Origin of the sequence: Micromonospora sp. SL1-18 (genome assembly GCF_047921505.1) — a bacterium.
Taxonomy (GTDB): domain Bacteria; phylum Actinomycetota; class Actinomycetes; order Mycobacteriales; family Micromonosporaceae; genus Micromonospora.
Window position 1 is genome coordinate 1 of the sequence record NZ_JBLROA010000039.1, and the last position, 20,914, is coordinate 20,914.

Annotated in this window: 24 protein-coding genes; 11 read left to right on the forward strand and 13 right to left on the reverse strand. The window is 73.4% G+C overall.

All coding sequences use genetic code 11. The annotated features are described in order from the left end of the window. Positions 1-54: 54 nt before the first annotated feature. Positions 55-840: a class I SAM-dependent methyltransferase gene (locus ACNAW0_RS19145; RefSeq protein WP_416289279.1), complete on the forward strand. Its 786-nt coding sequence runs from the start codon at positions 55-57 to the stop codon at positions 838-840. Positions 841-964: 124 nt separating this feature from the next. Here the strand turns inward: ACNAW0_RS19145 and ACNAW0_RS19150 are convergent, their stop codons facing one another. Beyond that, positions 965-2,056: a UDP-N-acetylmuramate dehydrogenase gene (locus ACNAW0_RS19150; RefSeq protein ID WP_416289280.1), complete on the reverse strand. Its 1,092-nt coding sequence runs from the start codon at positions 2,054-2,056 to the stop codon at positions 965-967. A 69-nt stretch (positions 2,057-2,125) separates the two neighbouring features. Between ACNAW0_RS19150 and ACNAW0_RS19155 the strand changes: the two genes are divergently transcribed. The 3 genes from ACNAW0_RS19155 (at position 2,126) to ACNAW0_RS19165 (ending at position 5,011) form a co-directional block, all read left to right on the forward strand. Next, complete coding sequence (locus ACNAW0_RS19155) at positions 2,126-2,881, forward strand: maleylpyruvate isomerase family mycothiol-dependent enzyme (protein WP_416289281.1); 756 nt, start codon at positions 2,126-2,128, stop codon at positions 2,879-2,881. A gap of 115 nt (positions 2,882-2,996) precedes the next feature. Then, positions 2,997-4,004, forward strand: coding sequence for a LacI family DNA-binding transcriptional regulator (locus tag ACNAW0_RS19160; protein WP_416289283.1), 1,008 nt, complete (start codon positions 2,997-2,999; stop codon positions 4,002-4,004). A 95-nt stretch (positions 4,005-4,099) separates the two neighbouring features. Beyond that, a complete protein-coding gene (locus ACNAW0_RS19165) occupies positions 4,100-5,011 on the forward strand; it encodes a GNAT family N-acetyltransferase (RefSeq protein ID WP_416289285.1) in 912 nt (303 codons plus the stop codon). Here ACNAW0_RS19165 and ACNAW0_RS19170 read toward each other — a convergent pair. Both ACNAW0_RS19170 and ACNAW0_RS19175 read right to left on the reverse strand, forming a co-directional pair. Beyond that, a complete protein-coding gene (locus ACNAW0_RS19170; protein ID WP_416289286.1) occupies positions 5,004-5,522 on the reverse strand; it encodes an O-acetyl-ADP-ribose deacetylase in 519 nt (172 codons plus the stop codon). The two genes, ACNAW0_RS19165 and ACNAW0_RS19170, sit on opposite strands and share 8 nt — an antisense overlap. Position 5,523: 1 nt before the next feature. Continuing rightward, the gene (locus ACNAW0_RS19175; RefSeq protein WP_416289287.1) at positions 5,524-6,315 is read right to left on the reverse strand and encodes an EI24 domain-containing protein; all 792 of its coding nucleotides are present in this window, start codon (positions 6,313-6,315) and stop codon (positions 5,524-5,526) included. A gap of 154 nt (positions 6,316-6,469) precedes the next feature. Between ACNAW0_RS19175 and ACNAW0_RS19180 the strand changes: the two genes are divergently transcribed. The 5 genes from ACNAW0_RS19180 to ACNAW0_RS19200 are packed head-to-tail and all read left to right on the forward strand — an operon-like array spanning position 6,470 to position 11,090. After that, on the forward strand, positions 6,470-7,378 hold the full coding sequence (locus ACNAW0_RS19180; RefSeq protein WP_416289288.1) for an ABC transporter ATP-binding protein: 909 nt from the start codon (positions 6,470-6,472) through the stop codon (positions 7,376-7,378). 13 nt (positions 7,379-7,391) lie between these two features. Further along, positions 7,392-8,126: an ABC transporter permease gene (locus tag ACNAW0_RS19185; protein ID WP_416289289.1), complete on the forward strand. Its 735-nt coding sequence runs from the start codon at positions 7,392-7,394 to the stop codon at positions 8,124-8,126. 10 nt (positions 8,127-8,136) lie between these two features. Beyond that, positions 8,137-9,402 carry a sensor histidine kinase gene (locus tag ACNAW0_RS19190; RefSeq protein WP_416289290.1) on the forward strand — a complete coding sequence of 422 codons (1,266 nt, stop codon included), beginning with the start codon at positions 8,137-8,139 and terminating at the stop codon, positions 9,400-9,402. After that, positions 9,399-10,040, forward strand: a complete 642-nt coding sequence (locus ACNAW0_RS19195; RefSeq protein WP_416289291.1) for a response regulator — start codon at positions 9,399-9,401, stop codon at positions 10,038-10,040. The genes ACNAW0_RS19190 and ACNAW0_RS19195 overlap by 4 nt, the downstream gene beginning before the upstream one ends. Before the next feature lie 24 nt (positions 10,041-10,064). After that, positions 10,065-11,090 (forward strand): helix-turn-helix transcriptional regulator, encoded by a 1,026-nt coding sequence (locus tag ACNAW0_RS19200; protein WP_416289292.1) that lies wholly within the window; start codon positions 10,065-10,067, stop codon positions 11,088-11,090. On the opposite strand, the gene ACNAW0_RS19205 is transcribed toward ACNAW0_RS19200, so the two are convergent. After that, the gene (locus tag ACNAW0_RS19205) at positions 11,081-11,995 is read right to left on the reverse strand and encodes an SDR family oxidoreductase (protein ID WP_416289293.1); all 915 of its coding nucleotides are present in this window, start codon (positions 11,993-11,995) and stop codon (positions 11,081-11,083) included. The two genes, ACNAW0_RS19200 and ACNAW0_RS19205, sit on opposite strands and share 10 nt — an antisense overlap. 76 nt (positions 11,996-12,071) lie before the next feature. Here ACNAW0_RS19205 and ACNAW0_RS19210 point away from each other — a divergent pair, with 76 nt between their 5' ends. Next, entirely contained in the window at positions 12,072-12,758 is a 687-nt protein-coding gene (locus ACNAW0_RS19210; RefSeq protein ID WP_416289294.1) for a DNA polymerase beta superfamily protein, read from the forward strand. A 44-nt stretch (positions 12,759-12,802) separates the two neighbouring features. Here ACNAW0_RS19210 and ACNAW0_RS19215 read toward each other — a convergent pair whose 3' ends face one another. The 5 genes from ACNAW0_RS19215 to ACNAW0_RS19235 form a co-directional block, all read right to left on the reverse strand. Next, on the reverse strand, positions 12,803-13,540 hold the full coding sequence (locus ACNAW0_RS19215) for an alanyl-tRNA editing protein (RefSeq protein ID WP_416289295.1): 738 nt from the start codon (positions 13,538-13,540) through the stop codon (positions 12,803-12,805). A gap of 11 nt (positions 13,541-13,551) precedes the next feature. Then, entirely contained in the window at positions 13,552-14,439 is an 888-nt protein-coding gene (locus tag ACNAW0_RS19220; RefSeq protein WP_416289296.1) for an alpha/beta fold hydrolase, read from the reverse strand. Then, positions 14,436-14,762 (reverse strand): DUF2516 family protein, encoded by a 327-nt coding sequence (locus ACNAW0_RS19225; protein WP_416289297.1) that lies wholly within the window; start codon positions 14,760-14,762, stop codon positions 14,436-14,438. The genes ACNAW0_RS19220 and ACNAW0_RS19225 overlap by 4 nt, the downstream gene beginning before the upstream one ends. Before the next feature lie 72 nt (positions 14,763-14,834). After that, entirely contained in the window at positions 14,835-15,686 is an 852-nt protein-coding gene (locus ACNAW0_RS19230; RefSeq protein ID WP_416289298.1) for a hypothetical protein, read from the reverse strand. Further along, entirely contained in the window at positions 15,683-16,333 is a 651-nt protein-coding gene (locus ACNAW0_RS19235) for a helix-turn-helix domain-containing protein (RefSeq protein WP_416289299.1), read from the reverse strand. Before ACNAW0_RS19235 ends, ACNAW0_RS19230 begins: the two co-directional genes overlap by 4 nt. A gap of 111 nt (positions 16,334-16,444) precedes the next feature. On the opposite strand from ACNAW0_RS19235, the gene ACNAW0_RS19240 reads away from it, so the two are divergent. Next, on the forward strand, positions 16,445-17,242 hold the full coding sequence (locus ACNAW0_RS19240; RefSeq protein ID WP_416289300.1) for an alpha/beta fold hydrolase: 798 nt from the start codon (positions 16,445-16,447) through the stop codon (positions 17,240-17,242). Between the two features lie 80 nt (positions 17,243-17,322). Here the strand turns inward: ACNAW0_RS19240 and ACNAW0_RS19245 are convergent, their stop codons facing one another. From ACNAW0_RS19245 to ACNAW0_RS19260, 4 genes are all read right to left on the reverse strand, one after another. After that, positions 17,323-18,300: an asparaginase gene (locus ACNAW0_RS19245; protein ID WP_416289301.1), complete on the reverse strand. Its 978-nt coding sequence runs from the start codon at positions 18,298-18,300 to the stop codon at positions 17,323-17,325. Between the two features lie 94 nt (positions 18,301-18,394). After that, complete coding sequence (locus tag ACNAW0_RS19250; RefSeq protein ID WP_416289302.1) at positions 18,395-19,222, reverse strand: 3-keto-5-aminohexanoate cleavage protein; 828 nt, start codon at positions 19,220-19,222, stop codon at positions 18,395-18,397. 125 nt (positions 19,223-19,347) lie between these two features. Further along, positions 19,348-20,460 (reverse strand): YgfZ/GcvT domain-containing protein, encoded by a 1,113-nt coding sequence (locus ACNAW0_RS19255; protein WP_416289304.1) that lies wholly within the window; start codon positions 20,458-20,460, stop codon positions 19,348-19,350. After that, on the reverse strand, positions 20,457-20,888 hold the full coding sequence (locus ACNAW0_RS19260; protein WP_416289306.1) for a Fur family transcriptional regulator: 432 nt from the start codon (positions 20,886-20,888) through the stop codon (positions 20,457-20,459). Before ACNAW0_RS19260 ends, ACNAW0_RS19255 begins: the two co-directional genes overlap by 4 nt. Between the last annotated feature and the right edge of the window lie 26 nt (positions 20,889-20,914).

Genomic DNA, 20,914 nt, shown 5'->3' on the forward strand with positions numbered 1-20,914 from the left:
TGGTGAAGCGCGAGGAGTGAGCCGGGTCCCCAGTCGCGAACGGAGGTGGCGCTGATGGGGCACCGGCCGCTGGGCGTGGTGACGCGGGGGACGACGAATCCCAACCGGCTCCGGCGGGTGGACAACTGGATCGTCGAGACCTGCGGCGACGCGCTGCGCGCCGCCGCCGACCCGCTGGTCGTCGACCTGGGCTACGGCGCCACCCCGGTGACCGCTGTCGAGCTGCGGGCCCGCCTCGCGGCCGGGGTCCGCGCGGACGTCCGGGTGGTCGGGTTGGAGATCGACCCGCTACGCGTGGCCGCCGCCCAGCCCGCCGCCGCGCCGCCCGGGTTGGTCTTCGCCCGGGGTGGCTTCGAACTGGCCGGGCTCCGGCCCGCCCTGGTCCGGGCGTTCAACGTGCTACGCCAGTACGACGAGAGCGAGGTGGCCGACGCCTGGCGTACGGTTACCGAGCGGCTGGCTCCGGGCGGGCTGCTGGTCGAGGGGACCTGCGACGAGCTGGGCCGGCTCGGCAGCTGGGTGCTGCTGGACGCGACCGGCCCGCGCACCCTGACCCTGGCCGCGAAGCTGACCACCCTGGAGCGGCCGGCCCAGCTCGCCGAGCGGCTGCCGAAGGCGCTGATCCACCGCAACGTGCCGGGCGAGCGGATCCACGACCTGGTCCGCGCCCTGAACGACGCCTGGCAGGCCGCCGCCGGCTACGCCCCCTTCGGTCCCCGCGAGCGCTGGACCCGCACCGTCGCGGCCGTGAAGGACGCCGGCTGGCCCGTCCTGCACCGCCCCCGCCGCTGGCGCCACGGCGAACTAACCGTCCCCTGGCCCGCGGTAACCCCCACCTGACCCACCCACCCCCACTGATCATTTGGAGTTGTGGCACCGGACAACAGGGGTAATCGCCATATTTCGGGCATCGGGGCTCTATGGTCGACGCGGAAGGGGGGGCGGGGCGGGGGGCGGAAAAGGGTCAGATGGTGCAGTTGATGAGGACGGGTTCAGGGTGGAGGGTTACGCCGAAGCGGTCGTGGACGCCGTCACGGATCTCCCGGGCCAGCGCCACCAGCGCCGCCGTGCTGGCGGTGCCGCCGCGGTTGGTGAGGGCGAGGGTGTGCTTGCTGGAGATGGCCACGCCCTCCGGGCCTGGGTGCCCCTTGCCGAAGCCGGCCTTGTCGATCAGCCAGGCGGCGCTGACCTTGGCCACGCCCCCCGCGCCCGGCCAGGACGGCGGCTCACCGAGGTCGGCGGCGCGCTCCCGGAGCAGCTCGTACGCCTCCTGCTCCAGCACCGGGTTGGTGAAGAAGGAACCCACCGACCAGGTGTCCGGATCGTCCGCGTCGAGCACCATTCCCTTCCCGGCGCGCAGCCGCAGCACGGTGGCCCGGGCGTCGGCCAGCGGCACCCGGTCGCCCACCTCGACGTCGAGCGCGCGGGCCAGCTCGGCGTAGCGCACCGGGCCGGAGAGCGGGGAGCGGGTCAGCCGGAAGTCGACCGAGAGCACCACCCAGCGGTCGCTGTACTTGAAGATGCTGCCCCGGTACGCGAACCCGCAGTCAGCCGCCGCGATCCGTACGACCTCGCCGTGGGTGCGGTCGTACGCCTGAACGGCGGTGATCGTCTCGGCCACCTCCTGGCCGTACGCGCCGACGTTCTGGATCGGCGTGGCGCCGGCCGAGCCCGGGACACCGGAAAGGCACTCCAGCCCCGACCAGCCCCGCTCGATCGTGGCGGCGACCAGGTCGTCCCAGGCCTCGCCGGCCTCGACCCGTACGGTGACCGTGTCGGCGTCCTCGGCGATCACCCGGAACCCCCGGGAGCGGATCAGGACGACGGTGCCGGGGAAGCCCTGGTCGCCGATCACCACATTGCTACCACCAGCCAGGACCAGGACCGGCTCGTCCCGCGCTTCCGCTTGCTGAACCTTTTGTACGATTTCCTCGGCGCTGGTGGCCGCGTCCAACCGGGCGGCGGGGCCACCGAGGCGGAGCGTGGTGTAGCGGGCCAGGGTGGCCGGACCGGTCAGGGCGGCTCCGGTCGTCGGTTCGGCGTAGACGTCTGACACGCCTCTCACCCTAGGCTGAGGGTAGCCGCGGCACCCACTGGTGGCCCGGTCGCCCCCGGGAGGATTGCGATGAGCAGACTGCACGGCACGAAGGATTTCTGGATCGGTGAGCTGCGGACGGAGGGCCCGACCTTCGCCGCCGCGGTCGCCGAGGCACCGCCCGAGACCCCGGTGCTCTCCTGCCCCGGCTGGACTGTCACCGACCTCGCCCACCACCTGACCGGGTTCTACATCTGGGCGCGCACCGTGGTGACCGCCGGGACCACCACCAGACCCGTACGCGAGGAGGTGACACCGCCCGCGGACCTCACCCCCGCCGAGTGGTACCGCCAGGAGTACGACCGGCTCATGGCGCTCTTCGAGGGGCTGGATCCGGAGGCACCGGCCTGGAACTTCGCGCCCCGGCCGAAGAAGGCGGGCTTCTGGCCGCGACGGGTGGCGCACGAGACCGCGGTGCACCGCTGGGACGCCCAGCTCGCCATCGGCGCGGGTGAGCCGATCGAGGCCAAGCTCGCGGCCGACGGGGTGAGCGAGGTGTTGGACACCTGGCTGCCGGCGGGGCGGCGGATCCAGCCGGGCCAGTGGCACGGGGTGGTGCAGCTGACCGCGTCCGACGCCGCGCAGGACTGGTATCTGCGGCTGCGCGGCGAAGGGGTGGCCCTGCTGGACACCGCGACCATCCTCGACCACGACGATCACCACGCCCGGGCACAGGTCGTCGGCACGGCGAGCGACCTGTTGCTGGCCCTCATGGGCCGGATCAGCTTCGACACGCTCGGGGTGGCCGGCGACCGCCAGCTGCTCGACGGGATGCGGGTGGGCTGACCCCCGACGGGTCCGAGGCGCCGATCGGGTTGCGCCCGGGGCCGGCGGGAAGCGCCCATCGACAGCGGGAGATGATCCCCAGGAGCGGGCCCGTGACGAGGTGGTGGTGACGCGGATGACGACGGCACAGCGACCGACCCTGGAAGCGGTGGCCCGGCGAGCGGGCGTGTCCCGGGCGACGGTCTCCCGGGTGGTCAACGGGTCCACCACGGTCGCCGAGGCGATCCAGCGGGCCGTCCGCCAGGCGGTCGAGGAGCTCGGATACGTCCCGAACCTCGCCGCCCGCAGCCTGGTCACCCAGCGCACCGACTCGATCGCGCTGGTGCTGCCGGAGGCGGCGATCCGGGTCTTCTCCGACGACCAGGTGTTCCCGGGAATCATCCGCGGGGTGGCTCAGGAGTTGGAGGCCGCGGACAAGCAACTCGTGCTGATGCTGGCCGGTTCGCCGGCCGGGCACGACCGGGTCGAGCGGTACACCACCGGCCGGCACGTGGACGGGGTGCTGTTCGCCTCGCTGCACGGCGAGGACCCGCTGCCCGGCGAGCTGGCCCGGCTCGGCATCCCCGTGGTGTGCAGCGGCCGGCCGCTGGACGGTGCCGAGGTGCCCTACGTCGACGTCGACCACGTCGGCGGCGTCACCCGGGCCGTACGGCACCTGATCGAGAACGGCCGGCGGCGGATCGCCACCATCGCCGGCCCGCAGGACATGGTCGCCGGCATCGAGCGGCTCATCGGTTACCGGGACACCATCGCCGCGGCCGGTCTCCCCGACCTGGTGGTGTACGGCGACTTCACCCGGGAGTCCGGTGCCGCGGCGATGCGGCAACTGCTCGCCACGTACCCGGACCTGGACGCGGTGTTCGCCGCGTCCGACCTGATGGCGCACGCCGCCCTGCGTACGCTGCGCGAGGCGGGGCGGCGGGTGCCGTCGGACGTCGCGGTGGTCGGGTTCGACGACATCGAGACGGCGGCGTACACCGAGCCGCCGCTGACCACGATCCGGCAACCGATCGTGGAACTGGGTCGGGCGATGACCCGGCAACTGCTGCGGATCGCCGCGGGCGAGCCGGTCGAGCAGGCCCTGCTGCTGCCCACCGAACTCGTCGTCCGCGCCTCCGCCTGAGGTGTAAGCAGGGGCCCCCTGTTAACGCCTCGCGTGGTACAGGGGCCCCCTGTTAACACGTCGCGGGTACGGCATTCCGCCGCTACGGTCAGCCGATGATCGATACCGCAGGTCTGGTCCGTCCCGCCCGCCCGGCTGACGCGCCCGGGGTCGTGGCGCTACGCACGGTCGTCCACCCGTACCTGGTACGCGGGGTCGAATCGACCCGTCGCATGATCGCCGAGCCGCCGCCGGAGGAGGACTGGGCCGCCTGGGTGGCCGAGGCGGACGGGCGGGTGGTCGGCTGGGTGTCGGCGTACCGGAACAGCCAGACCTCGGAGCCGGACGTGGGAGAGATCGCCAACCTGCACGTACACCCGGCGCACCGGGGCCACGGCGTCGGCACCGCACTCCTGGAGGCGGCGCTCGACCACCTGCGCACCCTCGGCGCGCGGCGGGTGCGCACCTGGGCCCAGCCCGGGTCCCTACCGTTCGCCCGCCGGCACGGCTTCACGCCCAGCCGGCAGGCGCGCTACTCCGCACTCGACCTCCGGCCCGCCCCGCCGATGCCCGAGCCCCCGCCGGGCGTACGGCTGCTCCCGGCCGCGGAGGTGGACCCGCGCCGGATCCACCGGGTGGACGCCGAGTCGTCGCTGGACGAACCGGGCGACGTCCCGACGGACGCCATGGGCTACGACATCTGGCACCACGAGGTCTGGGACAACCTGGGGCTGGACCGGGACGCCAGCACGGTGGCCGAGGTGGACGGCATGTTGACCGCGATCAGCCTGGTCATCCGGGACGGCGACCGGATGTGGTCGGGATTCACCGGCACGGTGCCCGGCCACCGGGGGCGCGGCCTGGCCCGCCTGGCGAAGCAGGCCGCGCTGCACCGGGCCGCCGAGTCGGGGGTGCGGATCGCGTACACCTCCAACGACGAGTCGAACGCGCCGATGCTGGCGGTCAACGCCCGGCTCGGCTACCGGCCGGTGGCCACCCAGTGGTCCTGCCTGCGCGAACTCACCTGAGCCCGGCGGCGACCCGCTCGGCGACCGCGTACGTGTCCGCGCCGAAAAGGACCAGGCGGGCCTCGGTGACGTGCTTTGGGGTGGCCGCGTGCAGCACGCTCAGCGCCTGGCGGACCGCGTCCTCGACCGGCCAGCCGTAGATGCCGGCCGAGATCAGCGGGAAGGCGACCGTCTGTGCGTCCAGCGCGTCGGCGACCGTGAGGCTGCTGGCGTAGCAGTCACGCAGCAGCACCGACCGGTCCTCGCGCGGGGAGAAGACAGGCCCGACGGTGTGGATCACCCAGCGGGCCGGCAGGTTGCCGCCGGTGGTGGCGACCGCCTGGCCGGTGGGTAGGCCGCGGCCGTACCGGGAGGCGCGCAGCGCGCGGCACTCCTCGAGGATGGCCGGGCCGCCCTTGCGGTGGATCGCACCGTCCACGCCACCGCCGCCGAGCAGGGAGGAGTTGGCGGCGTTGACGATCGCGTCGACGCGTTGGCCGGTGATGTCCCCCTCGACCAGGGTGATCTCCATGTCAGACCTCCTCGACGGACTGACCGAGCGACCGACGGGCGAGCAGGGTGGCCCCGGCGACGGCGGCCGGCATGATCAGCACCGCGCCGAGCGGAATCAGGAAGCAGACGAAGACGGCCACTCCGAAGCCGAGGGTAGTCGGCCGGTCGGCCTTGAGCAGCGTCCGGCGCTCCCGCAGGCCCATGCCCCGCCGGTAGAAGGGCGCGCCGACCAGCTCCAGGGCGAGGATCCAGCCGCCCACCGCCGCGCCGATCACGGGTACGACGGTCTGCCCGACCACCGGGATGAAGCCGGCCGCGAAGAGGGGTACGCCGACCAGCGCGGAGACGGCCACCAGCCGTAGCGAGTCGATGATGCTCCGCCGCAGCGAGGCCCAGAACGGCACCTCCACGGCGCCGGGGGTGCCGCCGAGCCGGTCCTCGACCTGCTCGGAGATCTTCTCGTAGAACGGGTCGCCGATGATCAGGGTGACCGCGGTGAAGGTGAGCACCCCGAGCAGGCCGCCCAGCCCCAGGAGGGCCAGCCCGGCAACCGCCCGGACCAGGCCCCGCCAGGTCGTCGGCCAGTCGTCGGCGAACGGGGTGACCAGCGCGGCAAGGTCGTCCACGAAGTACACCAGGGCGGCGAAGGCGGCGACGAAGAGGGCGCCGGAGATCAGCGCCGGCACGACGCCGAGCAGCATCAGGCCAGGGCTGCGCACGTACAGACCGATGCCGCGCAGCAGCAGCCCGACGCCGGAGAGGAATCGGCCGACCGCCCCGGTCACCGGACGCGCGATGTTGGTCACGTCCACGACCAATCAGCGTAGTCACCTCGGGCACATCAACCGGTTGGTGGATCGCCGGGTCAGCCCACGCCGGTCCCGATCATCTCCGGCCGGTCGATGTCCCGCCGGGCCGCCGCCGCGAACCTGGACAGGTACGAACGCGACAGCGAAGGGCGGCGCGATGCCGGTCATCGAGGTGACGAACCTGCACAAGCGGTACGGCGATCTGGTGGCCGTGGACGACGTGTCGTTCACGGTGGAGGCGGGGGAGATCTTCGGCGTGCTCGGCCCGAACGGCGCCGGCAAGACCACCACGGTGGAGTGCCTGGCCGGGCTGCGCGTCCCTGACGGGGGCGGGGTGTCGGTCCTCGGGCTCGACCCCCGCCGGGACGCGGCCCTGCTGCGGCAGCGGCTCGGCGTGCAGTTGCAGGAGAGCCAACTGCCGGACCGGCTCCGGGTGGCCGAGGCGCTGGAGCTCTACGCCTCGTTCTACCGGGAGCCGGCCGACCCGGCCCGGCTGCTCGACGAGCTGGGTCTCGGCGACAAGCGGAACACCCCGTACAAGAAGCTCTCCGGCGGCCAGAAGCAGCGACTGTCGATCGCGCTGGCGCTGGTCGGCAACCCGGAGATCGCCGTCCTGGACGAGCTCACCACCGGGCTCGACCCGCAGGCCCGCCGGGACGCGTGGGGGCTCATCGAACGAATCCGGGATCGCGGGGTGACGATTGTCCTGGTCACCCACTTCATGGAGGAGGCCGAACGGCTCTGCGACCGGCTGGCGGTGATCGACCAGGGTCGTATCGTGGCCCTGGACACCCCGGCCGGCCTGGTCTCACGGGTGGCACCCACGCAGCGGATCCGGTTCCGGCCCTCCGCGCCGGTGGACGACCGGCTCTTCACCGACCTGCCCGAGGTGACGGCGGTGACCCGCACTGGCAACCAGGTGGTGGTGACCGGCACCGGCGAGGTGCTGCTCGCGGTCACCGCGGTGCTCGCCCGCAACCAGATCGTCGCCGCCGACCTGCGACTGGAGCAGTCCACCCTCGACGACGCCTTCGTCGAGCTGACCGGGCACCGGCCCGCCGACTGAGGGAGGAAGACGGATGCACGCCTTCGGGCAGATCCTCAAGATCGAGGCGAGGCTGTACCTGCGGGACCTGCCGACCCTGCTGTCCACCATCGGGCTGCCGACCCTGATCCTGGTGGTGCTCGGGCTGATTCCCGCGCTGCGGAAGCCGGACCCGCACTTCGACGGGCAGTCCTTCGTCGCCTACTTCGCCCCGTCGCTGCTGGTGATCACGCTGGCGATGGCGGGGATGAACGCCCTGCCCACGGTGCTGGCCACCTACCGGGAGCGCGGGGTGCTGCGGCGGCTGGCCACCACCCCGGCCAGCCCGGCGGCGCTGCTCGCCGCCCAACTTGTCATCACCCTCAGCGCGATCCTGGCCAGCGCGGTGCTGCTCGTCCTGGTCGCCCGGCTCGCGTTCGGGGTGGCACTCCCCCGGCACCCGTTCGGCTTCGCGGCGGCTCTCCTCCTGGGCACGGCGGCGCTGCTCGCGCTGGGGCTGCTGGTGGCGGCGGTCGCCCGGACGACCAAAGCGGCGCAGGCCGTGGCCGTACCGATCTTCCTGCTGACCATGTTCTTCGGCGGGGTCTATCTGCCCCGGTTCCTGCTGCCGGACTTCCTGGTCCGGGTCGGGGACTACACGCCACCCGGCGTGCAGGCGCTGCTCGATGCCTGGACCGGCACCGCGCCGCAGCCGCTGCACCTGCTGGCGATGGTGGTGGTCGCCGTCGTCGCGGGTACCGTGGCAGCCAGACTGTTCCGTTGGGAGTAAGCCGACACCGATGAGCAGCATCTCCGAGCAGGTCGACCGACTGTCCGCCTGGGAGGCCCGCGAGGTGACCCTCCACCGGGTGCTGCCGTACTTCGGGCTGGCCGTCGGGACGTTGCTGGCCACGTTCGCGCCGGCACCCGGCGCCCCTCCCATCGCGCCCACCCTGGCCGTCACCGCCGCCGCCGGCTTCTGGGTCGCCTGGTTCATCAATCTGCACCCCGGCTGGATACGCCGCCGGCCGTTGATGGCGGTCTACTACGTCGGGCTGCTCGCATTCGCCGCCGTGCTGGTGCTCGCCAGCCCGTGGTACGCCTTCTTCGCCTGGGTCGGTTTCCTGCACGCGTTCCTCGTGCTGCACGGCGGGTGGCGGCTCGTCGGGGTGGCCGCCACCGCCCTGCTGGTCGCCACCGCGCAGGGCGGTGGCCCGCCCTCCTCGCCGGCGCACTGGCTGCTCTGGTCCGTGCTGGTGCTGTTCAACACGGGCCTGGCCAGCGGGGTGGGCTGGTTCAGCGAACGGCAGACCGCCAACCGCAAACAGCTCATCGCGGCACTCGCCGAGGCCAACCGCCGGCTGGCCGAGACGGCGCGGGAGAACAAGGGCCTGCACGCCCAACTGCTCACCCAGGCCCGGGAGGCCGGGACGCTGGACGAGCGGCAGCGGATGGCTCGGGAGATCCACGACACGCTCGCCCAGGGGCTGACCGGCATCATCACCCAACTGGAGGCGGCCGAGCAGAGCCGGGACCGGTCGGCCGACTGGCGACGGCACGTGGACAACGCGCTCGCCCTGGCCCGGGGGAGCCTCACCGAGGCCCGGCGCTCGGTGCGGGCGCTACGCCCAGAGCCGCTGGAGACGGCCCGGCTGCCCGACGCGCTCGCCGAGCTGACCGAACGGTGGTCGACGATCAACGGCGTACGGGGTGAGATGAGCACCACGGGCGACCCGCGCCCGCTGCACCCGGAGATCGAGGTGACCCTGCTGCGCGCGGCCCAGGAGGCGCTGGCCAACGTGGCCCGGCACGCCGGAGCGGCCCGGGTCGGACTGACCCTGTCGTACATGGCGGACGTGGTCACCCTCGACGTACGCGACGACGGGGTGGGCTTCGACGTCGTCGAGCAGTCCGGGACGCCGCGGCGGCCGGACGGAGGGTACGGGCTGACCGCGATGCGGCAGCGGATGGCCCGGGTCGGCGGCAAGGTGGCCGTAGAGTCCGAACCGGGCGGCGGCACCGCCCTGTCAGCGACCGTTCCCGCGCTCTACGGCGGTGCCGGTTGAGCACCCCGGTCCGGTTGCTGATCGTCGACGACCACCCGGTGGTCCGGGACGGGCTGCGCGGCATGTTCACCGGCGACCCCGGGTTCGAGGTGGTCGGCGAGGCCGCGGACGGGGCCGAGGCACTGGCCCAGGCCGCGACGCTGCACCCGGACGTGGTGCTGATGGACCTGCGGATGCCCGGCATGGACGGGGTGACCGCGATCGGCCGGCTGGCCCGCTCCGGCAGCACCTCCCGGGTGCTGGTGCTGACCACGTACGACACGGACGCGGACGTGTTGCCGGCGATCGAGGCCGGCGCCACCGGCTACCTGCTCAAGGACGCGCCCCGGGAGGAGCTGGTCCGGGCGGTGCGGGCAGCCGCCCGAGGTGAGGCCGTGCTCTCGCCCAGCGTCGCCGGCCGGCTGATGGGGCGGCTGCGCGCCCCCGCCGAGGAGCCGCTGAGCCAGCGGGAGCTGGAGGTGCTGACCCTGGTGGCGCGGGGGGCGTCCAACCGGGAGGCGGCCGCTCGGCTGTTCATCAGCGAGGCCACGGTCAAGACCCATCTGCTGCACGTCTACGCCAAGCTCGGCGTGAACGACCGGGCGGCCGCGGTCGCCGCCGCGTACGACCGGGGCCTGCTCACCCCCGGCGGGCGGTGACCGGGCCCGGGGCAGGATGGACGGGTGCGGGCGTCCCGGTTGATCTCGGTGGTGTTGCTGCTCCAGTCGCGGGGCACGATGACCGCGGCCGAGCTGGCCCGCGAGCTGGAGGTCTCCGAGCGGACCGTCTACCGGGATGTGTTGGCGCTCTCCGCCGCCGGGGTGCCGGTGTACGCCGACCGGGGCCGGGCCGGCGGCTACCGCCTGCTCGGCGGCTACCGGACCCGGCTGACCGGGCTGACCCGGGACGAGGCGGAGGCGCTCTTCCTGGCCGGGCTGCCCGGACCGGCCGGCGACATGGGACTCGCCGACGCGGTGGCCGCCGCCGAGCTGAAGGTGCTCGCCGCGCTCCCGCCGAGCCTGCGGGACGCGCCGGCCCGGACCGGGCAGCGGTTTCACCTCGACGTGCCGGGCTGGTTCGGCGAGTCCGCCCCGCCACCGTGGCTGGCCGAGCTGGCCCGCGCGGTCTGGCGGGACCGGATGATCGAGCTGCGCTACCGGCGGGGCGAGCGGGAGGTGACCCGCACGGTCCAGCCGTACGGGCTGGTGTTGAAGAGGGGTGTCTGGTATCTGGTCGGCCGGGTCGGCGACGGGTACCGCACCTACCGGGTGGACCGGGTGGTCGGCGTCGAGGTGGGCGAGGAGGTCTTCGACCGGGACGAGGGCTTCGACCTGGGCGCGTACTGGCGCCAGCAGGCCGAGGCGTTCCTGCGGGAGATGCTGCGGGCCGAGGTCACCATCCGGCTCAGCCCCGCCGGCCTGCGCGCCCTCCGGCACGCGGCGGAGACCCCCTTCGCGTACGAGCAGGCGGTGGCCGGGGCCGGCGAACCCGACGGGCAGGGGTGGGTGGTCACCCGCCTGCCCGTCGAGTCCGTGCCGGTGGCGTACGACGTGCTGCTCCGGCTGGGTCCGGAGGTGGAGGTGCTCGACCCTCCGGAGCTGCGGGCCCGCTTCGTCGAGGCGGCCCGCCGCTCGGCCGCCCTCTACGCCGGGCGGCCTGCGGTGGCGCCAGACGGACCCGACACCGCCGGGCCGGCGGGTCAGCGGTAGCCGGTGTCGTCCGCCGGCTTGCCCGGCCTGATCACCTCCTTCTCGTAACGCAGGAAGTGCGGGCGGGTGCCGTCGAGGTCGGTGAAGCCGTACACCTGGGCGAGCCCGCCGGCGTCGAGGGACTGGCCGTTCCAGCGGGCCCGGTCCGGGTCGGCGGCCAGGGCGGCCACCGCGCGCCCGACGAAGGCCGGCGTCTCCGACATGACGAAGTGCGGCTCCTTCGCCGCGCCGTCCCGCCAGTTGGCCTCGGTGACGCCGAAGTGCTCCAGCATCGCCTCGGACCGCAGCCAGCCGGGGGTGAGCGCCACCGCCGTGCAACCGTGCGGCTCCAGCTCGTGCGCCTGGCTGAAGCCGAGCCGGTTCACCGACACCTTGGCCAGGTCGTAGAAGACCGAGAGCCGGTACGTCGTGTCGTTGTAATCCTTGGTGCCGTCGCCGACCTCCACGACCAGGCCGCCCGGGTTCCGGATCAGCAGCGGCAGGGCGAAGTGGCTGGTGATGATATGCGTGTCCACGGCCAGCCGGAGGGTACGGAAGCCGGCGTCGAGGGGTTGCTGCCAGACCGGCTTCTCCCAGGTGACCAGCGGGTCGGCGCCCCAGATGTCGTTCACCAGCACGTCCAGCCGCCCCTGCTCGGCGTCGATCCGCTCGACCAGGCGGCGTACCTGGTCCGGGTCGAGGTGGTCGACCGGCACGGCGATGCCCGTACCGCCGGCCGCGGTGACCAGCTCGGCGGTCTCCTCGATGGTCTCCGGCCGGTCCATCTCGGACCGGCGCTCGCGGGTGGTTCGGCCGGTGGCGTAGACGGTGGCCCCGGCGGCACCGAGCTGGACGGCGATCTGCCGGCCGGCGCCCCGGGTCGCCCCGGCGACGAGCGCGATCTTCCCTGTCAGCGGTTGCGTCATACGGACGACGATGGCAGCGATACCTGACAGCGGAAGTCCGGTTTTCCGGCCGATCGGGATCCGCCATCATGGCCGCATGCACCTGCTGCTCTCCGGGATCGTCGGCTCGGTCGCGTACGGGCTGGCCGGCCCCGGCTCGGACGTGGACCGGATCGGCGTGTTCGCCGCGCAGACGATCGCCTTCCACGGCCTGCACCCGCCGCGGGAGTCGGTGGTCACCACCGACCCGGACGTGACTTTCCACGAGGCCGGGAAATACTGCCGCCTCGCGCTGAGCGGCAACCCGACCGCCACCGAGCTGATGTGGCTGCCGGACGACTGCTACGAGACCCGGACGGAGTTCGGGGAGCGGCTGATCGCCACCCGGTCGGCGTTCCTCAGCGCGCCCCGGGTCCGGGACGCCTACCTCGGGTACGCCACCCGGCAGTTCCGGAAGCTGACCACCCGGGATTCCAGCGTCGGCGGCCGGAGGCGCTCGGCCAAGCACGCACGGCACCTGGCCCGGCTGCTGCATCAGGGCCGGTTGCTCTACGCGACCGGGGTGCTGGAGATCCGGCTGGCCGATCCGGAGTGGTTCCGGGCCTTCGGCGAGCGGGTTGCGGGCGGCGCGCTGAATGAGGCAGAGGCATTGGTCGCCGACGCCGAGCGGGCCTTCGACCGGATCCGTACCCCGCTGCCGGACCAGCCCGACGAGGAGTCCGTGGAGCGCTGGCTGATCGACGTCCGCGCCGCCCACCTGCCGCCGGCGTGGTACCGGGACTGAGCCCGGCGCCCGGTCGAGCTCAGCCCGCCGGGCACGTCTGCCGCCTAGTCCGCCAGGCGGACGCGGACGCGGCGGTTGGCCCGGCCCTTGCTCTCCACCTTGACCACCTGGATCTTGCCGATCTGGGCGGTGGAGGCGACGTGGGTACCCCCGTCGGCCTGCACGTCCAGCCCGACGATGTCGACGATCCGGACCTCCTGCTCGTCCGGCGGGATCAGGTTGGACTGGGTACGGATGATGTCCGGCAGGGCCAGCGCCTCCGCCCGGGGCAGGACCCGGACGGCCACCGAGCGGTCGACGGCCACCTCGGCGTTGACCAGTTCCTCGATCCGGGACTTGAAGTCCGGCGGCACCTCGGGAAGGTTGAAGTCCATCCGGGCCTCGCCGGGTTCCATGTTGCCCCCGGTCACCAGCGCGCCGAAGTCGCGGAACACCACCCCGCAGAGCACGTGGAGGCCGGAGTGGGTCCGCATCAGCATGGTCCGGCGGGCGTCCTCGACCGCGCCGGTGACGGCGGTGCCGACCGGCGGCAGCGGGTCGTTCTCGGCCGGGATCAGCCAGAGGTCGTCGCCCTTGCGGGTGCCCACGATGCGGGTCTGCACCCCCTGCCAGAGCAGCACCCCGTGGTCCGGCGGCTGGCCACCGCCGCCCGGGTAGAAGGCCGACCGGTCCAGCACGATGCCCTGCTCGGGATCGGCCGCCAGCACCGTGCACGCCCACTCCCGCAGGGTGGGGTCGGCGAGGTCGAGGCGATGCGTACGGCCGTGATGTGTGACGCCCATGACAGGGGACGTTACCCGTTCAGGAACGTGGAGATCCGCTCCCGCAGGTCGGCGCGTTCCGTCCAGAGCACGCCCGGCCGGTCGTACACGTGCAGCGCGGCGTGCGGGAGCGCGGCGGCCAACTGCTCGGCGACCGCCACCGGGTGCAGGTCGTCACCGGCGCAGCCGATCACCAGCGCCGGCGCGGTGACCGCGGCCAGCGAGCCGGCGGTCCGCAGCGGGGCCTGCTCGGGCAGGCTGGCCAGCCCCGGCGCGAGCCCGTCCCGCAGCAACTGGTCCAGCCGCTGCCGCAGGTACGCCCACCCGGCCGGGGTGTTGCGTACGGCCGGCGGCAGCTCCAGCGACACGGCGTCGGCCAGGGCGGAGGCGTCCCCGTCCGCCACCGCGTCGAGCAGCTCGGTCAGCCGGGCCCGGGCCACCTCGCCGCGCGGGGTGTCCAGCACGGCGGGAAGGAAGAAGACAAGCTTCTCGAAGCGCTCCGGGCTCTCGGCGAGCAGCCGGCACAGCGCCCCGGCGCCGAGGCTCGCCCCGAAGGCCCGGGTGGCACCGCCGAGGTCGGCGATCGCCCGCAGGTCGCGGGCCAGGTCCAGATAGCTCCACGGCCCGGGCGGCGAGTCGGAGCGGCCGTGCCCGCGGAACTGGAAGAAGATCTTGCGACCGGTGACCGCGCTGCCGAACGGCCGGGTGGTGGCGATGCCGTTACCGAGCCCGTGGGCGAACACCGTCACCGGGTCACCGGTGCCGGTGACCAGCCGCTCCAGCCGTACGCCATGCGGGGTGGTGACCAGCTCGGTCTCCGGCTCGGGCAGCGCGGGCCGGCCGGTGCGGGGCGCGCCGGGGCCCGGCCCCCAGGTGCGCGGACCACCGTCCGGCGGCGGGGGCCAGCGGAAACCTCTCACCAGGAGCCTCGGCCGTCGTGCAGGTCGCGCAGCCCGACCCGGACGTCCAGCAGGTAGACCAGTGCCGCCGCGATGCCGACCAGACCGAAGATGCTCAGCGCGCTGCCGCCGATGCCGAAGAACGGCAGGGTGAACAACATGCAGATCGCCAGGATGGCGATCCAGCCGCCCTTGGGCAGGGTGCCGATCGCGGGGAACCCGTCGGAGCGCTGGGTGATCGCGTGCACCAGCGCCACTCCCTCGATCACCAGGGCGAAGACGAGCAGGATCAGCTCGATCACGATGCGGACTTCGAACACGAAGATCGGCGCGGCGTAGGCCATGTCGGCAAGCTTATGCCGAGATCCCGGAAACGTCCGAAGGGACGCCGTCCGGGGCCTCGGTCCAGGCTCGACCTACTCGGCAGCCGGGCGGGTCCGCTTGGTGGTCTTCGGCAGCTTCGCCGACGGGGTCGCCGGCTTCGCGCTGGCGGCCTTCGCGCTGGCGGCCTTGGTGCTGGCGGCCTTGGTGGTGGCGGCCTTGGTGGTGGTGGCCTTGGTGGCCCGGGTCCGCTTCACCGCGGCGGGCTTGGCCTCGACCTCGACCACCTCGACCGCCTCGACCACCTCGGCCACCTCGGCCGGGCTGGGCACCTCGGCCGGCAGCGCGGCCTCCGCAACCGGCTGGGCGGCCCCCGCGACCGGCGTGTGGTCGGCCTCGGTCGCCTCGATGTCGGCGTTCACCGTGTCGGCGGCCTGCAGTACGCCGGCGCCGACGACCCGCTCACCCCGGGCCACCAGCTCGGCGTACGCGGCCAGGGCACGCTCCTGGGCGTCGACCACGGCGCGCTCGGCCCGGGCCTGCGCGGCCTGGGCGCCGGTTAGAGCACGCTCCTGGGCGGACTGCGCGCCGGCCAGCATGGCGGCGGCATTACGGCCGGCGGCCGCGCGGAACTTGTCCAGGGTGGCCGCCTCGCGGAGCTTGTCCAGGGCGGCCGCCTCGCGGAGCTTGTCCAGGTCGAAGTCGGCGGCGGAGGCCCGCTCCCGCAGGCCGGTCGCGGTCAGGTTGGCGGTCTTCAGCGTCTCGGTCGCCTTATGGCGCAGCTCGACGCCGGTGAGCACGGCCTTGCCGCCGAGGTCGGCGACGACCCGGGTGCCCAGTGCACCGACCACGGCGGGGAGCTTGCGCAGCTGCCGCAGGGCGAGTTCGCCGGCACCGGCGGCGGCGTAGAACGGGGCCGGAACGCGGTTGGTCTTCGGCTGGGTCATGACTGCTCCTCCTCGGCCGCACCCGCGGCCTTCCGGACCGCCTCGCGGGCGGCCTCCTCGTCTTGGACGGCGGTGGTCGGGGCAGGAGTCGCCCCCGCCTCGGTGACGGCGACCGACTCGAGGACCGCCTCGGTCGGGCTGCCGCCCGGCGTCGTGGGGCCGGTCGCGGCCGGCATGACGGTGGCCGGGGCCTGCGGTGCCTCGCCCGGCGCGCCGGGCCTCGGAGTCGGCTCGGTGGCCGCCTGCCCGGTCGTACTCCCGGCCGGCTCGGTGGCCGCCTGCGCCGCGGCGGTCGCCTCGGCGAGCCGGGCGTTCTCCCGGCGGAACGTCTCGTAGATCTGGGTGAGCGACTGCTTCTGGGCCATGGTCAGCTCGGGGTCGACGGCGATCGCCGCGAGCACGCCCTGCCCCTCCTTGGCGTCCAGCAGCCCGGCCCGCAGGTACATCGCCGGAGTGGAGACCCGCAGCGCGCTGGCGAGCTGCTGAAGCACCTCGGCGCTCGGCTTGCGCAGGCCGCGCTCGATCTGGCTGAGGTACGGGTTGCTGACGCCGGCCTGCTCGGCGAGCTGGCGCAGCGAGATCTTGGCATTGCGGCGCAGGTCGCGAATGAACCCGCCGACGTCGGGAAGGTCCTTGCTGGTGGCCATGACTCCACACTAACGGCCCCTGCTAGCTATTGCAAGCGAAACGCTAGCCAAAGTTAGCAGCCGCTCGTCCAGCCGGTTGCGCGCCCGGTGTCCGGTCCGTACCGTTCCCCCGTGGCCAAGATCGAAGTCAACGGCGCTGTGCTCGCGTACGACGAGGCCGGCAGCGGCAGCCCGGTGGTGCTGGTGCACGCCGGGATCGCCGACCGGCGAATGTGGCAGGGTCAGGTGGACGCGCTCGCCGCCCGGCATCGGGTGATCACCGTCGACCTGCGTGGATACGGCGACTCAGAACTGCCGCCCGAGCCGTTCGCGCACCACGACGACGTGATCGGGCTGCTGGACGCTCTCGGCATCGCGCAGGCCGCCCTGGTGGGCTGCTCGTTCGGCGGCAAGGTCGCGGTGGACACCACGCTGGCGTACCCGGAGCGGGTCTCCGCGCTGGCCCTCTTCGGCGCCCCGGTCTCCGGCAGCGAGTGGTCCGAGGGGACCGAGCAGCTCTGGGACGAACTGGTCGGCGAGGTGAACCCGGAGGATTTCGCGGCGACCGCGGCCGGTGAGGTGCGGTTCTGGGTGGTCGGGCCGACCCGCCGCCCGGAGGACGTCGACCCCGAGCTGATCCGGTTCGCCGAGGAGATGGACCGGCGGGCGCTCGCCGCCGAGCGGGCGCTCAGCGCCGTCGAGGTGGGCGAACTCGACCCGCCGGCGATCGACCGGCTGGCCGAGCTGCGGATTCCGGTGCTGGTCGGCACCGGCGCGGACGATCTCGCCGACCTGCGTCGGCTGGCCGACCGGATCGCCGCCGAGGCCCCGCAGGGCGTACGCCTGCCGGACGTCCCGGACGCCGCCCACCTGCTCCCGCTCGAGCGCCCCGAGCCGGTCAACGCCGCCCTGCTCGGCTTCCTGCCCTGACTGTCCCGCCCCGACGCACACGTGAAAGGAGGGGCCCCTTATTAACAGACGTCTGTTAATAAGGGGCCCCTCCTTTCACCTCAGACGGAGCCTGCGCCTTTCCAGACGGGGCGGACCGCGCCGACCGGGAGGCCGCCGCCGAGCAGCGGGAACTCGGCGTACTCGGCCAGCACCGGGGCCTCGACGCCGAGCTGGCGCAACGCCGACACCAGCACCGGCATCCGGGCCCGTCCGGCACCGTCGTCGATCTTGAGGGCGACCGCGCCGACCCCCGGGACCGCCGCCGCGATCACGCCCTCCGCGCCGACCTTGGCCAGCAGCCCGGGTACGCCGCGCATCAGCCGGGTGTCGTCCGCCTGGGTGCCGCCCACCAGCTCCGGGTACGCCCGCATCGCGTCGGCCACGGTCCGCTCGACGGTGCCGGGCTCGGCCGAGACCAGCCGCAGGTACGCCCGCGCCAGGCCGGTCAGCGAGACGGCGAGCACGGGCGCGCCGCAGCCGTCCACCCCGACGGCCGCCACCGACTCCCCGGTGAACTCCTCGATCGCGGCGGTCAGCCGCCGCTGGAGCGGGTGCTCGGGCCGCCAGTAGCCGTTCACCGGCCAGCCGGCGGCAAGGCAGGTCAGCAGCATTCCGGTGTGCTTGCCGGAGCAGTTCATCTGGATCCGTCTCGGACCGCCGCCGGCCCGCAGCACCGCCTCCCGGGCCGCCTCGCCGATCGGCAGATCCGGCGGGCAGTGCAGCGCCTCCTCGATCAGGCCGGCGCCGCGCAGCAGGGCGCTGACCCGCTCCACGTGGAACTCCTCACCGGCGTGGCTGGCCGAGATCAGCGCCACGTCGGCCCGGTCGGTCAGCGGCAGCCCGGCCCGGAGCATCCCGATCGCCTGCATCGGCTTGTTGGACGACCGGGGGAAGATCGGCGAGGTCGCGTCCCCCGCCTCCGCCACCGGCGCACCGGCGGCGTCGAGCACCACCACGGACCCGCGGTGGACGCCCTCCACGAACCCGGACCGGACCACCTCAGCGAGCGGCACGCCGCCCTCGTACGTCTTTCCCACAACGTGGAAGGTACCGACGGCTCTGGGGGGCCCGACACCGGGGTGACCAGCGACGTCAGCCGTGGACGTACAGGGTCGCTGGGCGGGGTGTGGCTTACAGGCCGAGCAGCTGCCGGGCTTCGGCGGTGGTCAGCGGCAGACGCTGGGCGAGCTGGGCGAAGCCGACCGCGCGGGCGACCAGCTGCATGTTCGACTCGACCGGCTGCCGCTTGGCGTAGGTGATGGTGTCCTCCATGCCGACCCGGAGGTGCCCGCCGGCCGAGAGCGACGCCAGCATCACCGGGATGGTGCTGCGGCCGATCCCGGTTGCCGAGAAGGTGGTGCCCTCCGGCAGGTCGCGCAGCATCTGCTCGGCGGCGACCAGGGTCGCGGTGGTGCCCGGCATGCCGCCCGGCACGCCCATCACGAAGTCGACGTGCACATGCCCGCCGTGCGGCAGCCCGTACTTGCCGAGCAGGCGCTGGAGGGCGGTGAGGTGGCCGAGGTCGAAGATCTCGTACTCGGGGACGACGTCCTTCTCCTGCATCCGGGTGTGCAGGTCGACGATGAACTCCCAGCGGTTCATGAAGACGTCGTCGCCGAAGTTGACCGTGCCCATGGTGCAGGAGGCCATGTCCGGGCCGGCGTCCAGCACGGCCAGCCGGTCGGCCTCCGGGTCGGTCACCGCACCGCCGGAGGAGAGCTGCACGATCAGGTCCGTGCTATCCCGCAGCGCCGCCACGGTCTCCCGCAGCCGGCCCTGGTCGAGGGTGGGCTTCGCCTCGTCGTCCCGGATGTGGACGTGGATCACGGCCGCGCCGAGCGCCTCGCACTCCTTGGCGGTCAGCAGGAGCTCGTCGAGGGTCACCGGCAGCGCCGGCACCTCCGCCTTCGTCGACTCCGCGCCGGTGGGGGCAACCGTGATCAGCGTCCCTGTCGTCATGCCGGCGATCCTAGACCGCCGGCCCGCCTCCGGTCGATGGCCGGAGCGCGTCGCGACGGAAGATTGCCCGTGTTCGCTCGCGAAAGCGGAAAAACTTCCGCCTCACGGGCGTCAGCCCGGCACCCTTACGCCGGCTCGATGGCGGCGGCGGTCTCGCCGACCAGCAGGCGGGCATCGTCGGGGACGTTGCGCTTCACCACGGCGAGGGCGATCTGGCCCAGCTCGTGGTGGTGCACCGCGGTGCCGACGAACCCGACCGCCCGGCCGTCGAGGGTCACCGGGGTGCCGGCGGCCGGCGGCTGGTCGGTGGTCACCCCGTCCAGGTGCAGGAGTACGAGGCGACGAGGCGGCTTGCCAAGGTTGTGCACCCGGGCCACCGTCTCCTGCCCCCGGTAGCAGCCCTTGTCCAGGTGTACGGCCGGCGCGATCAGGTCCACCTCGGCGGGGATCGTGCGGTGGTCCGTGTCCACCCCGGCCCGGGCCCGCCGGGCGGCCACCCGGATCGCCTCGTACGCCCACAGCCCGGCCACCGGGACGCCCGCGCCGCGCAGTTCGGCCACCACCTGGGCCATCGCCTCCCTGGGCACCAGCAGGTCCACGCCGAGCGCCACCCGCCGGGCCCACCCGCCGATCGGCAGCGGCTTCACGTCGTACACCACGGTGGCCCGCGGTGGCAGCTCGCCGGAGCGGAACTTCGGACCGGGCACCGCGACCTGGTCCGGCGCGGCCAGCCCGGTGACGCCGAGAGTGTCGAGCGCGCCGGTGGCCTCGGGTCCGACCAGCGAGAGCAACGCGTGGTCGGCGGTGGCGTCGCGCGGATCGACCTTGCTGAAGAACCGCATCTTCTCCAGGTACGACAGGAGGCCGTCGGTCATCCCGGGCTCGGTGTCCAACCAGGTGGTCTCGCCGTCATCGGCCACCATGGCGTGCTGCTCGACGTGCCCGTGCGGGGAGAGCACGAGCAGTTCCGTGCCCTGCCACGGCCGCAGCGCGGCGAGGTGCTGGCTGGTCAGCGTGTGCAGCCAGCCGATCCGTTCCGCGCCGGGCACCGCGACGACGCCCCGGTGCGACCGGTCGACCAGACCGACTCCGGTGGCGAGGGTGCGCTGCTCGCGCATCGGGTCGCCGTAGTGGGCGGCCACCGGCTCGACGCCGGCCGCCCGGTGGGCCGGCTCGGGCTGGTCCCGGGTCTCCTCGTCGATTGCCTCGGCGGCCACCGCTCCCGCGATGTCGATCATTTACCTTCCCCGTTCTCGCACTGGGCGCAGACGCCGAAGAGCGCCACGTGCCCGATGTCGACCTGGAATCCCCGCTGCGCGGCCAACTGGTCGGCGAGCGGACGGAGCAACTCGCGCTCGATCTCGTCGATCGCACCGCACTCCCGGCAGACCAGGTGGACGTGCTGGTGCTCGCCGGCCGCGTGATAGGTCGGCGAGCCGTGCGACAGGTGGGTGTGCGTCACCAGACCGAGCCGCTCCAGCAGCTCCAACGTCCGGTAGATGGTGGTGATGTTGACCCCGGCGGCCACCTCCCGGACCGCCGTGTGCACCTGCTCCGGCGTGGCGTGCCCCAGGTCCAGCACCGCCTGCAGGACCAGCTGCCGCTGCGCCGTCAGCCGCAGCCCACGGGAGCGGAGTAGTTCCGCGAGGGAGGAGTCGGACACCATCCGATCATAGTTCGGCCGCCGCGCCG